Here is a 15,271-nt window from a genome sequence, read left to right as displayed (position 1 = left end):
AGCATCGGTTGATGCCCAACGATTTCCGCTTCGGGGTCAGCCTGCGTACCGCTGAATCCCAATCCCAGATCTCCGATGCGGCGCGTCGCGCCGAAGACCTCGGCTTCGACGTGCTGCACATTCCCGACCATCTCGGTGCGCCGGCCCCTTTCCCCACCCTGGCCGCCGTCGCCGCGGCGACCAGTACCTTGCGCGTCGGGACGTTCGTGCTCAACGCCGGCTTCTACAAACCGGCCCTGCTGGCGCGCGACGCCGAGACCCTGCGCGACCTGTCCGGCGGACGGTTCGACCTCGGCCTCGGCGCGGGCTACGTGCGCGAGGAGTTCGAGGCCGCCGAACTGCCCTTCCCCAGCGCGCGCAACCGCATCGACTACCTGCGCCACACCACCGAATACCTGCGCGAGCACACCCCCGACATCCCGATCCTGATCGCGGGCAACGGCGATCGGCTGTTGACGGTGGCCGCCGAGCACGCCAATATCGTCGGCCTCACCGGCGGCGAAGGCGTCGCCGCCGGTGACCGCGACCCGCTCGCGGAGCGAATTGACTTCCTGCGCAACGCCGCCGGCGATCGCTTCGGCCACCTCGAACTCAACATCGCCATCACCGCGATGCCCGCGCCGGGCAGCGAAGCGCCCAATCTCAAGATGCCGCGGCATTACCTGCCCGGCCTCAGCGACGAGCAACTCCTGAAGCACCCCGGGGTGTTGTCCGGGTCGGTCGACGTGATCGCCGAGCGGCTACGCGGGCTGCGCGAGACCTACGGGGTCAGCTACTTCATCGTGCAGTTCAACCACATCGAGGCGTTCGGGAAGGTCATCGCCGCGCTCCGGTGAACTTGACCCGCCGTTTCAGCCGCGCGCTCCTGAGCACCTGGACGGCCATGTTGGTGGACGTGAGCATCGGGATGACGCCGAGAAACGTGCGCTCCGACGGAGGATGGCCGTGCAACTGCTCGAGACTGCCGAACACGTAGAAGCATCCGAGGCAGAACAAGGTGGCGGGCACCGCCAAGGCCAGCACGCTGCCGCGATCCGCGAGCACCTCCCTCGCCAGACGCAGTTCGTCGTCGGTGAGCACGTCGCGGTCGCGGACCTTGCGCAGCGTTGCCGGCAGGGTGCCGACGGCCAGCGCGGTGGTGACGTGCGAACGGGCCCGCATCCGCCGGGTGAAGACGAAAGCGAGCGTGGCGAAAACCCAGATCAGGACGAAAGAGATGATCGCGAGGATGCCGAACAGGCTGGTGGTCGTCATCGCGCCCCTGTGCTCGTCGGTCGATGCTGTCGCAGCGGACGCTGCCGGACGAATGTGGGCCACCAGAACCAGGGGCCGCCGAAGCGCAACAGGCACGGCACGATGAACGAGCGCACGATCAGCGTGTCGAGCAGCAGCCCGATACTCACCGTGGAACCCAGCTGACCGATGGTGCGCAGATCACTGATCAACATGGCCAGCATGGTGAATGCGAACACCAGACCCGCCGAGGTCACCACCCCGCCGGTGCTGCCGAGTGCGCGGATGAGCCCGGTGTTCAGCCCGGCGGCCGTCTCCTCCTTCACCCGCGCGATCAACAACAGGTTGTAGTCGGAACCGACCGCCACCAGGATGATGAATGTCAGCGGCAGCACCAACCAGTGCAGGTGCAGCCCGATCAGGTGCTGCCATACCAGCACCGAAAGCCCGAAGGCGCCGGCATACGAGAACGCCACCGTCCCCGGAATGACCAACGCCGCCACCAGACTTCGGGTCAGATACAGCATGATCAGGAAGATCAGCACGAACGCGGCGATGGCCACGATGAGCAGATCCGATGCGGCGTAGGTCGCGATGTCATTGTTGTTCGAACCGGCCCCGCCGATGTAGATCCGGGCGCCGGCCAACGAGGTCTCCTTGAGCGCCGCCTTGATCGCGTCCGGGAACTGTTCGACGTGCTCGATGCCTTCCGGTCCCATGGCGTTGCCGTCGTGCGTGACGATGAAGCGGGCGGCCTTGCCGTCGGGCGACATCATCAGTTCCATGCCGGTCCTGACGTCCTCGTTGTCGAACGCCTCTCTGGGCAGGTAGAAGAAGTCGTCGTTGCGGGATCGGTCGAAGTCGTTGCCCACGTCGATCAGGTCGTCATACGTCTGATCGGTCTGGGTGGTCTGCAGGTGGCCCGGCCCGTAGTTGTTGGTGACGACGCCCAGCAGCGCACGGCTGTCGGCCATCATCCGCTCCAATTGCGAGATCATCTGCGGCATCAGCCGGTCGATGGCCTCGAACGAGGTTACGGCGTCGGCGATCTCGGCGTCGAGGCTGTCGATTCCGTCGAGCGCATCGAACAGCGAGCGCATCGCCCAGCACGCCGGGATGTCGAAACAGTGTGGCTCCCAGTAGAAATAGTTCTTCAACGGCCGCAGGAAGTCGTCGAGATCGGAGATGCCGGCGTTCATGTCGTCGGTGACCTGTTCGAGGTTCTCCAACGTCAACACCGTCGAATGTAGTTCGTCGGAAAGCTGTTGGGTGAGGCCGATGACCTGCTGCAGCACCTCGACCGACTGCTCCTGGATCTCGGCCTGCTTGTCGGCGTTCTCATTCTGCTGCTCGCTGAACGGCAACTGCTGACCACTTCCGCTGCCCTGGGCGGTGAACAGGTAGGGAATCGTGGCGTGTTCCAGCGGGCGTCCCAGCGGTCGGGTGATGCTCTGCACCATGGCGACACCGGGAAGCCGGATCAGGCTTTTGGCGACGCGGTCCAGCGAGATGAAATCGGCCGAGTTGCGCATGTCGTGGTCGGTTTCGATCATCAACATCTCGCTGAACAGCTTGCTCTGTGAGAAATGCCGGTCGGCGGCGGCAAAGCCGAGATTGGCCGACGCATCAGCAGGCTGGTACGCGCGGTCGTCATAGCTGACCCGGTAGGTGGGCACAAAGACTGCTCCGAGCAACACCACGGCGGTGGCGGCGACGAAAACCGGCTTGGGCCAACGCACCACGCTCGTCCCGATCCGCCGGTACAGGTGGCCCTTGGTAATCCGCTTCGGGTCGAAGAGACCGAACAGGCTGCCCAAGGTGAGCAACGACGGTGCAAGGGTCAGCGCGGCGGTGATGGTGAACAGCATGCTGATCGCGACCGCGGGCCCCATGGTGTGGAAGTAGTCCAGTCGCGCCAGGCTCAGGCAGTAGCAGGCTCCGGCGATGGTCAATCCGGAGCCGATGATGACAGGAGCGACGCTGCGATAGGCGGTGTAGTACGCGTCTTCTCGGCTTTCACCGGCTTGGCGCGCCTCCTGATAGCGGCCGATCAGAAAGATGCCGTAATCGGTTCCGGCTCCCAAGGTCAGCGCCACGACGATGTTCACCGCGAACGACGACAGACCGATGACACCGAAGTGCCCCAGGGTGGCGATGACGCCCTTGGCGACGAGCATCTCGATCAGCACGCTGACCAATGGCACCAGCAGGTTGGACACCGAGCGGTAGACCACCAGCAGCATGATCACGATGAGGATGATGGTCAGGATCGTGATGTTGTTGAGGCTGGAGTTGGCGATCGCCAGGGTGTCCGATGCCAGCGGTGCCGCGCCGCTGACGTACACCTTGAGGCCCGCCGGCGGGGTGTGGTCGGCGATGATGGTGCGCACGGCGTCGACCGACTCGTTCGCCTGGAGCTGGCCGATGTTGCCGGCCAGCCGCAACAGGACGAAAGTCGCTTTGCCGTCGACACTTTGGGCGCCCGCCGCGGTGATGGGTCTGCCCCACAGGTCCATCACGTACTGGACGTGTTCGGTGTCCTGCTTGAGCCGCTGCATCAGATCGTCGTAGAACCGGTGGTCGCCGGCGTCGAGCGGCCGGTCGGCCTCCAGCACCAGCATGGTGAGGCTGGTCGACGTCGACTCCTGGAACTTCTCGCCGATGCGCAGCATCGCCACCTGTGACGGTGCGTAGCTGGGGATCATCGACCCCGCGAGTTCCTCGGCGACCCGTTCGACCTGAGGGATGAAGGTGTTGGTGCCGATGGCCACCAGCGCCCAGAAGACGATGATCGGCACGGCCAGAACCCGCACGGCCCGCGCGATGAGCGGCCGGCCGGCCCGATGCCCGCTCACGCGGACTTCACCCGGCAGGTGACGTCCGCATCGGCATGAGTCGACGAGTGTTCGTCGCGCACAATGTCGTTCACGAGCATCCGGCAGCCCACCTGGCCGCCGTCGACCTGCACCGAGATGCTGCCGGACACCACGGTCAGCGTCGTCGTCTCGGTGTGCGTCCACGGCAGCTCGGTGAGGTCGACCCGGTGCGGGTGCCCGTCGATGTCGACGTAACTCAGCATCCCGCCGTCACCGACCGATCCGAACACCTCGTAGGTGAGCCGCTTCGGGGTGAACTGCTCAGGCGCCTGCGCGGCGAGAACGGTGGGAACCGGTCCTGGTTCGGAGATCTGGTGCACCTTCCAGACGCCGAGGCCTCCCGCTGCGACGACGAACAGGGTGACCAGTGGCAGCCAGGCTTTCGCCAGGATGGTCCGGAAGACCTTCATACCTCGACGATCACACCGGCGACCGTCGCGGCGAACCCCGGAAAGCCCGTAGTCTCCCCCGGTGCCCCCGAAGTTGGATCAGGTGCCGATGAACGGGCTGCGGAACAGGTATCGACTGGTCGGCACGGTGTCGATGTTCTCGTGAGCGCCGAATCTGATGCAGCTCTCGATCATCCGGGTGGCCCGGTCCTGCAGATCGGCCTCGTCGCGCGCGCCGTAGAACACCTGAAGGTCTGAGACCGCGCCGTCGGGGAAGAGTTCTTCGACGATGCCGTCGATGGCCGGGGCCTCCGGGGTGAGGGGCCGGACGACGACGTTCTGGGTGTAGCCGAACGTTGCCTGGGTGTCGATGGCCACCTGGGTGTGGTCGACGTGCCAGCGATGCAGCCAGGTGGCTTGATCCAGCTCGGCCGGCCGGCGCAGCAACGCCACATTGGCCAATCCCGGTGTACGCACGCCCGCGCCGGCGTCCGGCGGCGGCATCGGCGTCGACTCGGTGACCAGATAGGCATCGACAGCGTCGGCCTCGGCCCGCAACAACTCAATGGCCGCCCGGATCTGCTCGCCGTAGTACTGCTGGGTCCACAGGCTGATCACCGCGGCGCCCGGCGGGTCCAGCGTCGTCAACGTCATCAGCGAGTCGCGCACCGGCTCGTCACGGACGTTCACCGCCAACCCGGGCAGGCCCAGCTCCAGCAACGCGCTCGCCACGGGGCCACGGATTCCTCGGCACCACTGCTCGTCCACATTCGCGGCCCGCACGATGACCACCACTTTTTCCATGTACTGAACCTATCTCCCTCCGTGGTCATGGCTGGGCACGATGGTGATCTGGTGCCGTACCGCGTGCAGCCGGTGCAGCGTCTCCCACGCCGCATCCCGTTCGGCGTCGGCGAGCATCCCCGGGTAGGTCGCCTTTTGCCGAAACCGATCGACCTGGATCCGGCTCCACACCGCGTCCCCGGCGAGAAGAATTGGGCCAGAGTCTGTTTGGGCGAGTATCCCGATGCTCGCCGGGGTGTGTCCGGGCAGGCCGACCAGGATCACGGACCGGTCGCCGAATAGGTCGAGGCTGTGCGGGAAAGTCAGGATGGGCGGGCCGTCGAGGTCGTAGAGCGTCACCGGCCGGTCGCGCAACGCAGGACGCACTCCGCCGTGGGGGGCGAGTCGTCTGCCCGTCATCCAGGCGTGCTCGGGGCGATGAAGGTGCACAGGCAAGCCGGGAAGGTCGAGCAGCCCGGCGACGTGATCCCAGTGCAGGTGTGTGGGCAAGGCGAAGTCGATGTCGGCGTCGGCGATCCCGGCGAGGGCAAGCGCCTGGCGGATGTCGATGACATCGTGTCGCGGCGTCACCGCGACCCGCAGCAGCCACGGCAACTCGGACACCGCGCGAGCGATGACATCGGCACAGACGCCGGGGTCGACCAGGAAGGTCGCCTTGGGATGACGGACGACGAACGCGTTGATCAGGTTGGCGGTCCGGCCCGGTCGCCAGACTCCTTCGGCGATCGCCGGAGTCGGCACCATTCGTTCCCGTTGCGGCAGCGTGATCACCTCGACGGTGGCGCCGGCGGTGGGCAGGCCATGGTCGGTGAGCGACGCCAAGAATCGTCTGTCCGGGCGCCGCGGGTGGACCGCCCCCAGCGGCAGGCCGGCGAGCGCCTGGCAGCACGTCAGCAGGCTCGGTCGGGCGACGTCGGGATCAGTCATCAAGCCTCCCTGGCGATTTGACACCCGACCATGTCATGCCCACACGAAGTTTGCAACCTTTTAGGCACAAAAATTACCAATCAGGCAATACGGGGGCGTAGAGTTATCCCGTGGCAGAGCTCGAACACCATGACGACAGCTGGATCGGCAGGCGGGTCGGCGAGTATCGCAGGGACCGCAACTGGACGCTGGCTACCCTCGCCGAGAAGGTCGGCCTGTCCACCACGCAGCTCTCCCGCATCGAGTCGGGCACCCGCCAACCCTCGGTGGGCACCCTCATCCAGATCGCACATGCCTTCGGGGTGTCCCTCAGCCGCCTCGTCGACGAGCAGTACACCGCCCCTTACCATCTCACCCGCGCAGCCGATCGCGTCCCGCGCCAGGGAACGAAGAAGGGTCTGACGTTGCTCAGCGGCGACTTCCCAGGACTACAGGCCGTTCACCTGACCGTGCCGACCTCATCGGATGCGCCCGATGCCCGCCACAGCGGCGAGGAGTGGGTCTACGTGTTGACCGGCAGTGTCGATATCCGGATCGGCACCGACACCATCACCCTTGGCGCCGGGGACGCCATCCACTTCCCGTCACACACCACCCATCGCGTCCACAATCCCGGTGTCGCCCCTGCGGAGATCCTGCTCGTGGCCACACCCACCACCGGGTGACACGAATCGGTCGAGCAGCAGGAGTCAACGAGCCGCGTGATCGCGCCGGCCGACCACCTCGACAACCACCGGCGCCGCCAATTCGATGCCGAGCAGCAGATCATGGAACCGGTGCGGCCGGCCCAGAGTCGCCCGGGTGACGAGCCGCCCGATACCGCCCAACGCCATCAGCCCCGCCAGCGTCCGCATCCGGTTCAGGTCCGGCTGCGGGGCTGAGGCGGCGTCGAGCCAACCCAGTCCATATCCGGCGAAGACCGGACCCATGAAGCGGATGTGTGAGTCCACCGTCGCGTCATTGGTCATGCCCGGCTCTGCACGCACCCCGCCGATGAGCTGGATGCCTCCGATCGCGATGCAGGTCCAACCGGTCACGCGCCCCAAAATTCTCATCCCCGTCATGGCTTCAGCCTCCCACGGGTCCGGGTGCCAATCAGGTGATCGACACCCGACCGTCTGATTCCACCGGCTCGCCGGCCGTTCGGGGTTAGCGCGAAACCTTCTCCGCCGACCGCTATCCGACGAGGTCGAAGGACTGCAAATCGGCGATCGCCGCGCAGGAGCGGTTCGCCATGGTCAAGAACATCTCGTCGATGTCGGCCGAACGCTCGCCAGGTGAATACATGCAGCCAAGTGTGGTGATCATGGGCGCCTGGAGTTGACCCAGGCGGTAATCATCGAAACAGCGTTCGGCGCTGTAGCCACCGACTCCCTGACGTATCAGTTCGTCGTGGTACCTGCCCACCAAGCGCTGTTCTTCGCGCCGGCGGAGATCCACGTCGAGACTGGTCCCGAGGAAGTAGGCCACGTCGCGCGCGGCAGGCCCCAACGACAATGTCTGCCAGTCCACCGCGACAACGTCGGCGCCGGCAGAGAACATCAGGTTGTCCAGCCGGTAATCGCCGTGCAGAGGGGCGAACGGTTCCTGGCGGCTCTTGAGCCAAGCTGCGCTTTGCTCGGCAGCGGTACGCAACGTCGTGGCCGCGCCAGGCTCGAGTCGGTCGCCGAAGTACTCGATGAATGCCTCAGTCGCGCCCGCCTGCAACTGCGCAACGAAATCGGCTGTCGCACCGTAGAACTGCAGGCCATCATCGAGCAGAGTTTGATCATTCCACCGTGGGCCGTGCAGTTTCGCCACGTTCAGCAACGCGGATTCCGCTTGATCGACGGTGCAACCTCGGGCTTGCACCCCGGGTGTGGCGGGATCGAGGTCTTCCAGTAGCAAGGTGAATGTCGTCGCGTCCGGCGAGATCGCTGCGTAGCGGCAGGACGGTGCACGGACAGCCACAGTGGGAGCGAGCGTTTGATAGAAGGTGACCTCTTTGCGGTACCCGTCCGCCACCAAAGCCCGCACGTCCGGGTTCTCGGCGGCCAGTTTCGCGATAAGTCGGCTCGGTCCGGCTGCGCCGTCGGCGTAGTCCAGAAGAAGGCGATAGGTGGTGCCCATCTGGCCGGTGCCCACGCGCTCAGCAGCCACAGCCGCCACAGTGACCGCCTCTCCGGTCGTGCTCAGCGCGGCCGAGACCCACTCAGCGGTGAGGTCGCGAGCAGTCTCGGCGATCATCCATCCACTCCTTCACCTGCGGCGCGGAACCGTTTGCGCCGGAACGTCTTCAAAATCGATGATGCCCTACAGCGTGACACTTCTACGCACATTCGTAAAGCCCGTCCCGCACCGTCACGATGTCGCGGCATACCCGTCGAGAAAGCCGGTCAGGCCCGTCGGATGGTGCTCGCCCAGCGGGAACTGTTCGAGCACGCCGATACCGACCTGGTCACCCATGTACGCCCTGACCAGGTTCTGCACGTGGACCGAAGAAAAGTCGAGCGGATCGAAGTCGCCCACCGGGATCGATTCACGAGCAGTGGCGGATTCCCCGTGCAGGCTCGCGTGAGACCACTGTGGGTGCATGTACCCGAGCCCACGCATCCGGAAAGTGGTGATCTTCTCCAGTCGGATGTCGACGCGTCCGTCCGACGGATCATCGAAATGCAACCGAGCCGATTTCATCTCGCGGCGGCCCGGTTCCCATTCGATCTCGTAGCGGATGTCCCTGCACTCCCGTACGCCGGTTCTGCTCCACGGGGCGACCTCGGTACCCACCGGTTCGACCACCAAAGCGGTCTCCAGCCAGCGTGATCCATCGGTGTTCTCGTGCAGTGCCATGTGGGTACAACGATCTGCGAAATGCAGTGGCGCCCACAGCCAGAACACCTGCGGCAGCTGAAATTGTCGATTGGTCGCGACCTGGTCACCGACCGGACGTACACCCCATGACCTGTCTCGGGTTCCCGGCACTTGAGACGCGTCGATCTCTATACGCCGGCCGTCGACCTCGATGAAGCCCTCCCAGGCACCCCATTGGGTGAGGCGGGTGTGATCGGTCAGGACGATCCCCTCCGGGGAAAGTTTTCTTTGACGCGGTTCTTCCACTGCGACGGTGGTGGCGACAAACGTCAGGTCGGCGCGAATCCCGTGTTCGTTGGGTTCGACGGCAAAACGGATTCGCCGCATCGGATCGACAACGTCGATGCGCACCGGGCCAACGTTGGTCGAGCGGTCCAGCGGCATCGCGCCGGAGGCGAAGATCGAATGCTGGACCCCGTCGACCACGATGCTCAACGCCGCGTCGACAACCCCGCGTACCGGATAGTGCCCCATGGCTGCACCGAAGATGAACTCACCTGACTTGGCATGACCGTTGAACCAGTACCGGTCGTACTGGTTTGGGTCAGCGCTGGCGAGGTGTGCGATCGGATCGGCCGACGGATGAATCGGGAAGTCGTCAAAGGGACTCAGCACGCGGATACCTCACTGTTCTCTGGCTGGTTGAAATCCGTCAGACCTTCTCACCGGACTGAAACTGAACGTCATCGCCCGCAGGCTTCTGAACCTGCCGAGGTGAACCACCCGGCTTGCGTCAGGCCGGAACGGTGATGGTCTTGGGCTCGAGATAAGCAGCCAGACCCTCGTATCCCATCTCACGCCCGATCCCTGACTGTTTGACTCCCCCGAACGGCGCGGCCGGTTCGAGCGTCAGCGAGTTGACCGAGAATGTACCTGTCCGGATCTGGCGTCCGATCTCCACTCCACGTTGGACATTGCTGGTCCACACCGTCCCGTGCAATCCGAACGCAGAGTCGTTGGCGATGGCGATGGCTTCGTCGGTGTCGTGGTACGGGATGAACGCCACGACCGGTCCGAAGACTTCTTCTTGGGCAATGCGCATGTCGTTCTTCACATCTCTGAACACTGTGGGTGATACGAACCAGCCCTTGTCCAGATTCTCTGGTCGCGTGCCGCCGGCGGCCAGGGTGGCGCCCTCACGTTCGGCGATCTCGATGTAGTCGAGCACCCGTTCGCGCTGGCGCTGGGAGATCAACGGTCCGACAAAGGTGCCCTCGTCGAAAGTTCTGCCGACCGGAAGCGTGCCGGCGATCCCGGCGAACAGTGAAACCGCCTCGTCGTAGTGCTTTTCTTGGACCAGGATGCGCGATTGCGCGACGCAGAACTGGCCGCTCATCGTCATGGTCGCACCGATCAGGGCAGCCATGGTGGTGTTCAGATCGGCATCGTCGAGTACAACGGCCGCAGACTTTCCGCCCAGCTCCAAGGTGAGCCGCTTGAACTTCGGCGCCGCCAGTGCGGCTATGCGCTCGCCAACCTTGGTACTGCCGGTGAATGCGATCTTGTCGATTCCCGGATTACTGATCAGCAGTTCGCTCGATTCCGGCCCGGCGGCAAGGATATTGAGCACTCCCGGCGGCAGGCCCGCGGCGTCGGCCGCCTCGGCCAAAAGGTAGGCGTTGAGCGGGGTCTCCGGCGCGGCCTTGAGCACGACGGTGCAGCCGGCAGCCAAGGCCGGGGCGACCTTCAACATCGCCAGGTAGAAAGGAACGTTCCACGGCAGGATCGCCGCGACCGTGCCGACCGGCTCGTTGCGAACGATCGCCGGCCCGTACACGCCGTCGATACGCCGTTCCTGCTGCCAACCGGCGGCCAACTCCGTGTAGTAGTTCAGCACGTGCAGGCCGTTGTCGACCTGGGCCGGCCGCAGCAGCATCGCCGGCGTGCCGTTCTCAGTCCCGATGGTGTGGGCCAATTCATCTGCCCGGCGGGTGAGTTCGTCATGCAGCGCAGCCATCACAGTGGCCCGTTCTGCCGGTGACATCCGCGGCCAAGGTCCGTGGTCGAAGGCATGGCGAGCGGCATCGACGGCACCTGCGACATCGTCGGCGTCGGCAGCCGGAACCAGCGCGACAACTTCTTCTGTGCTGGGCGATATCACCGAGATCCGGTCGTCGGATGCGGCGGGAATCCACCGACCGCCAATGTAGATGTCATCCAATTCACGCATGAGATGTTCCCTCCTGCCGGCGGCCGCTACGGTGTCGCCGACACCTGTCCCTGGACCTCTTGCAAGCGTTCTGCAGACGGAAGCACGGGGCCGTCCTCGAACTTCTCCGTGATGCCGAGCTCGTTGAGGCCCACGGTGGTGAGCAGTGAAGTGCCATAGGCGGCCAGGACGAGTTTCTGATCATCGCTGTGGCCGGCGTCGACGAGCATGGCGCCGATCAGACAGATGACCGCCATCTTGTAGGCATTGAACGCGCGGTACCAGGGTCGGTTTTGCACAGTGATGCCGCTGACCGACTGATAGTGCGTCAGCAGCTCGTCGATAGTCAGGGCCGCGGGGTGGCTCGTGATACCCACCGGCTGCATCCACAGCAGCTCCAGCCATCCGATGTCGGTCAGTGGATCGCCGACCGTGGTCATCTCCCAGTCGAAGACCGCACTGACCTCGCCGTCGACAAACGCGAAATTGCCCGGTTTCGCGTCCCCGTGCACCAACGTCACCTCCGGCGATGGCGCCGGCTGACTGTCACGAAGTGCCGCGAGTAGATGCTCGAGGGCCGGCAGCGGCCCGCGCTTGACGCGGTCCATTTCCGACGCCCAGTGCGCAAGTTCACGGTCCAGGTGGCTGCGACCATCGTCCAACGCCGCCAAGTCGGTGCCCTCGATGTCCACGGTGTGGATCGCGGCCAGTTGTTCGGCCAAGCTGCGGCACATCCGGACCACGCGCTCATCGGATGCGTCAGCGGGAGGGTCCATTTCATAGACATCCCCACCGACACGTTCCATGACGAAGAACGGTCGACCCAAAACCTCTCCGGTGTCTTCGAGCCACAACGCCTTCGGCACCTCGACCGCCGAGGACTCGAGGGCACGCAGAATCGTGAACTGGCGCGCCAAGTCGTAGGGCTCCAACAAGGCCGGTGGCGTGGGGCGCAGTCGCAGTACGACGTCCTGACGGGCTTCGTCCCCTCCCTGACGGGTGACGACGGTGAGGACCATCATCTCGGCCGAGTGCCCAAAGGTGACCCGGTCGAGCCCTTCGATCCGTACCTCCTCGGCGTCGGGCTGCACGGTGCGCAACCACTGTGTCAGCGGTTCGACGAGATCGGTGCCGGGCGTCATGGGACTCGCTTTCGGTGTCGGGCTCAAGAGTTGACGTCGCTGTCGGCAGGTAACCGGTCAACTGGGGTCTTGTCCTGGGTGAACGACTTCATGTCCAGCGCGGTCCAGTTCGGGTATCGCTGGTATCCCTGACCACCCATCAGAATCTCGAAGATGCCCCAGCCGGCATCGCCGTCGTTCTCGAACCGCATCAGCTGGTCCAGGGCCATCGACTTGCCCTCGGTCTCGGTGAGCTGACCGGAATCAGTACTGTCCCACTGGAAGTGGATGAAGTAGGCACCACCACCAAGGTCCTCGTACTGGCAGTGAGACATCGGCAGGCCGTAGTAGGCGTTGACATCCTGGTGTGGCGCATCGGCAGTCATCCGGTAGGTCTTGCCGTCTTCGTCGGTGAACACCAGCGCTGCCTTGGCCGGCCGCCGGCGGTCACCATCGAACTCGACGTCGTGTTGGATACTGACGAAACGCTTCGACAACGTGCCGTCGTTGTGGGTGATCCCGCCATCGACGTATTGCACTGTACCATCGGTAGTTTCGATGACCCACGCCTCGAAGGCCCGGTCGGCGAAACCCGCATCCAGCCAGAGCCAGAAATCGATCTTGTCCGCCACCCGAACTCCGAACGTACGGTCCCGGCCACCGTGGAATCCATCGACACTGATCCGTTCGCCGTCGATCTCGACCCACCCGGTCCACCGGCCCGGCTCCTTCATGTGGTACATGTCGACGATCGCTTCACCGTCGGCACCGGTGACCTTCATCGGCAGCAATTCCCACATCGGCGCGGTCGGCTCGTAGTAGAGTTCCCACGCAATGCCAGATGCGTTGGGTTCCACGTCGAGTCGCCATTTCTTCAGTGGTTCCACACAGGTCCAGCGCAGCGGCCCGGCGCCCACATCCGCTCGGTCGGCTCCGGTCACCGGGCGTCCGGCCATCAGGTCCCAGTGACGACCATCGGCCAAGCTGACCTTGACGTATCCCATACCGGTTCCGGTGTTCGGGTTGTTGCCGTAGCCACTGGCCAACAGCACACTGCCGTCGGGGGAGGCCGCGAAGAAATAACACCGATCCGACCAACTGGAATCCGGGTGATGCACTTGGTCGAAAGTGGTCGGCAGTTGGTGCGTGAACGACTCGTCCGCAGCAGAGTAGCCCATGGCGCTACAGACCCATCTTCAGGCCGGCGCCGGCATCGACGAACAGCTGTTGTCCTGTGACATAACGGGATTCATCTGACGCCAGGTAGACGACCGCATGCGAGATGTCGGCCGGATCGACATACGGAACCGGCATGGCCTGCAGGAACGGGAACGACAGCTCGGCGTCGGCTCGAGTCGGCTGCTCAAGGTCGGGCCGGAATGTCTTGTACATCGGCTCGTTGTGCAACATGTCGGTATCGACATTGGTCGGGTGTACCGCGTTGACCCGGATGCTCTGCGGCCCAAGGGTCAACGCAAGCGCCTTGGTGTACTCCTTGACCATCTTCTTGGCCAGCCCATAGCCGGCTCCGCCAGGGCCTTGCAGGTTGCCACCGTTGAGGCCGGTGGCCGGCAGCAGACCCGCGATCGACCCGGTGACAATCACCGACCCGCCCGCCTTCAGATGAGCCAACCCCACGTGCACGGTGTTGACCACGCCGACGAAGTCCACGTCGAACGCGTCGATGAAGCCTTGGGCGGGAACGTGATTGCCCAGCGGGCAGATGGCCGCGTTGGCCACCACCACGTCCAGCCCGCCCAGCTCCGACACCGCCTCACCAAGAGTCGACTGTAAGGCGGCCCGGTCCCGCACATCCACCTGAGCGATGATCGCGCGCCGCCCGGACTTCTCGATCAGGTCCTTGGTTTCTTCGAGATCAGCCGGCCGCGCCAGCGGGTACTCGTTCGACGCGATGTCGTCGCAGATGTCCAGTGCGATGATGTCCGCACCTTCGTCCGCCAAGTGCACCGCATGGCTGCGGCCCTGACCTCGTGCCGCTCCGGTGATCAGCGCTACCTTGCCCGACAACCGATTCATGTGATGTCTCCTTAGCTCACTACGCCGCGCAGGGCGTCTTCTCCGAACATCGGTCCGACCATCGAGGAATAGTCGGGACCACGGCGTAGCATTTGCCCGCCGTCGACGTTGATCAGTTGACCGGTGATCCATCCGGCGGCGTCGCTGACGAGAAACAGCGCCAGATTCGCGATGTCGTCAACCTCGCCGACACGAGGCAACGGGGTGTTTATGCGGTAATCCTGCGCCAGCGGTTCCAACTCGAGTACCGGCGCCACCATTTCGGTCCGAGTCAGTCCCGGCCGGATGCCGTTGACCCGTACCCAGGACGGGCCGAGTTCATCGGCAGCAAGTTGCAGCAGATGGTCGAGGGCGGTCTTGCTGACGCCGTAGGCACCGAACCAGCGATGGGTGTTTGACGCCGCGATCGACGAAATGCCGACGAACGCTCCGCCACCGCCGTGGACCATCTCCCGCCCGGCATGCTTGATCAAGTACATCGTTCCGTTGACGTTCAAGTCGACGGTGTTGCGCCAGGCCTGCGAGTCGATCTGGGTCAGCGGGCCGATCGTCTCGGTACCCCCGGCGCAATGCACCACACCATCGAGACGCCCGGTCCAAGCTGCCGCGGCCGCGACAGCGGCGACCACCTGGTCCTCATCCGTGACATCAGCCGCGTGAACGCGTACCGCCGCATCACCGCCCGGTGCACCAGCCGCCACCTCCGATGCGGCCTTGGCCAGCTTGTCCACGTTGCGTCCGACCAAGACAACGTTGGCACCAGCGGCGGCAAGCGTCGCGGCCACCCCCTGCCCGATGCCACTGCCCCCGCCGGTGACCAGATACGTCCGATCGGTAACAGTCAATTCCACTGATATTCCTGCACTTTCGTAATTTTTCGAAACG

15 protein-coding genes are annotated in these 15,271 nt (G+C 64.6%); 2 read left to right on the top strand and 13 right to left on the bottom strand.

The features are described 5' to 3' along the window. Positions 1-11: 11 nt before the first annotated feature. Positions 12-836, top strand: coding sequence for an LLM class F420-dependent oxidoreductase (locus FR943_RS06315; protein ID WP_217155503.1), 825 nt, complete (start codon positions 12-14; stop codon positions 834-836). On the opposite strand, the gene FR943_RS06310 is transcribed toward FR943_RS06315, so the two are convergent. The 5 genes from FR943_RS06310 to FR943_RS06290 form a co-directional block, all read right to left on the bottom strand. After that, on the bottom strand, positions 817-1,254 hold the full coding sequence (locus FR943_RS06310) for a hypothetical protein (RefSeq protein WP_217155502.1): 438 nt from the start codon (positions 1,252-1,254) through the stop codon (positions 817-819). The genes FR943_RS06315 and FR943_RS06310 overlap by 20 nt on opposite strands. Continuing rightward, positions 1,251-4,088: an MMPL/RND family transporter gene (locus FR943_RS06305; protein ID WP_372448084.1), complete on the bottom strand. Its 2,838-nt coding sequence runs from the start codon at positions 4,086-4,088 to the stop codon at positions 1,251-1,253. The genes FR943_RS06310 and FR943_RS06305 overlap by 4 nt, the downstream gene beginning before the upstream one ends. Next, a complete protein-coding gene (locus FR943_RS06300; protein WP_217155501.1) occupies positions 4,085-4,519 on the bottom strand; it encodes an MmpS family transport accessory protein in 435 nt (144 codons plus the stop codon). The genes FR943_RS06305 and FR943_RS06300 overlap by 4 nt, the downstream gene beginning before the upstream one ends. A 78-nt stretch (positions 4,520-4,597) precedes the next feature. Beyond that, positions 4,598-5,302, bottom strand: coding sequence for an EthD domain-containing protein (locus FR943_RS06295; protein WP_217155500.1), 705 nt, complete (start codon positions 5,300-5,302; stop codon positions 4,598-4,600). Between the two features lie 9 nt (positions 5,303-5,311). Next, positions 5,312-6,229: an MBL fold metallo-hydrolase gene (locus FR943_RS06290; RefSeq protein WP_217155499.1), complete on the bottom strand. Its 918-nt coding sequence runs from the start codon at positions 6,227-6,229 to the stop codon at positions 5,312-5,314. A 110-nt stretch (positions 6,230-6,339) separates the two neighbouring features. On the opposite strand from FR943_RS06290, the gene FR943_RS26740 reads away from it, so the two are divergent. Next, positions 6,340-6,894, top strand: a complete 555-nt coding sequence (locus FR943_RS26740; protein ID WP_217155498.1) for a helix-turn-helix domain-containing protein — start codon at positions 6,340-6,342, stop codon at positions 6,892-6,894. Positions 6,895-6,918: 24 nt separating this feature from the next. Here FR943_RS26740 and FR943_RS06280 read toward each other — a convergent pair whose 3' ends face one another. From FR943_RS06280 to FR943_RS06245, 8 genes are all read right to left on the bottom strand, one after another. After that, the gene (locus tag FR943_RS06280; protein WP_246584886.1) at positions 6,919-7,284 is read right to left on the bottom strand and encodes a DUF4345 domain-containing protein; all 366 of its coding nucleotides are present in this window, start codon (positions 7,282-7,284) and stop codon (positions 6,919-6,921) included. A 121-nt stretch (positions 7,285-7,405) separates the two neighbouring features. Continuing rightward, positions 7,406-8,455 (bottom strand): phosphotransferase, encoded by a 1,050-nt coding sequence (locus FR943_RS06275; RefSeq protein ID WP_217155496.1) that lies wholly within the window; start codon positions 8,453-8,455, stop codon positions 7,406-7,408. Positions 8,456-8,569: 114 nt separating this feature from the next. Next, the gene (locus tag FR943_RS06270; protein WP_217155495.1) at positions 8,570-9,694 is read right to left on the bottom strand and encodes an Rv3169 family protein; all 1,125 of its coding nucleotides are present in this window, start codon (positions 9,692-9,694) and stop codon (positions 8,570-8,572) included. Between the two features lie 118 nt (positions 9,695-9,812). Continuing rightward, positions 9,813-11,249 (bottom strand): aldehyde dehydrogenase, encoded by a 1,437-nt coding sequence (locus FR943_RS06265; protein WP_217155494.1) that lies wholly within the window; start codon positions 11,247-11,249, stop codon positions 9,813-9,815. 26 nt (positions 11,250-11,275) lie between these two features. Then, a complete protein-coding gene (locus FR943_RS06260; RefSeq protein WP_217155493.1) occupies positions 11,276-12,370 on the bottom strand; it encodes a phosphotransferase family protein in 1,095 nt (364 codons plus the stop codon). A 23-nt stretch (positions 12,371-12,393) separates the two neighbouring features. Further along, on the bottom strand, positions 12,394-13,527 hold the full coding sequence (locus tag FR943_RS06255; RefSeq protein WP_217155492.1) for an Rv3169 family protein: 1,134 nt from the start codon (positions 13,525-13,527) through the stop codon (positions 12,394-12,396). A 4-nt stretch (positions 13,528-13,531) separates the two neighbouring features. After that, entirely contained in the window at positions 13,532-14,386 is an 855-nt protein-coding gene (locus FR943_RS06250) for a mycofactocin-coupled SDR family oxidoreductase (RefSeq protein WP_217155491.1), read from the bottom strand. An 11-nt stretch (positions 14,387-14,397) separates the two neighbouring features. Next, entirely contained in the window at positions 14,398-15,237 is an 840-nt protein-coding gene (locus FR943_RS06245; RefSeq protein ID WP_217155490.1) for an SDR family oxidoreductase, read from the bottom strand. Positions 15,238-15,271: the final 34 nt, after the last annotated feature.

Source organism: [Mycobacterium] fortunisiensis, from assembly GCF_019050325.1.
GTDB classification, from domain to species: Bacteria; Actinomycetota; Actinomycetes; order Mycobacteriales; family Mycobacteriaceae; genus Mycobacterium; species Mycobacterium fortunisiensis.
This window is presented reverse-complemented; position numbering and strand designations above follow the sequence as displayed.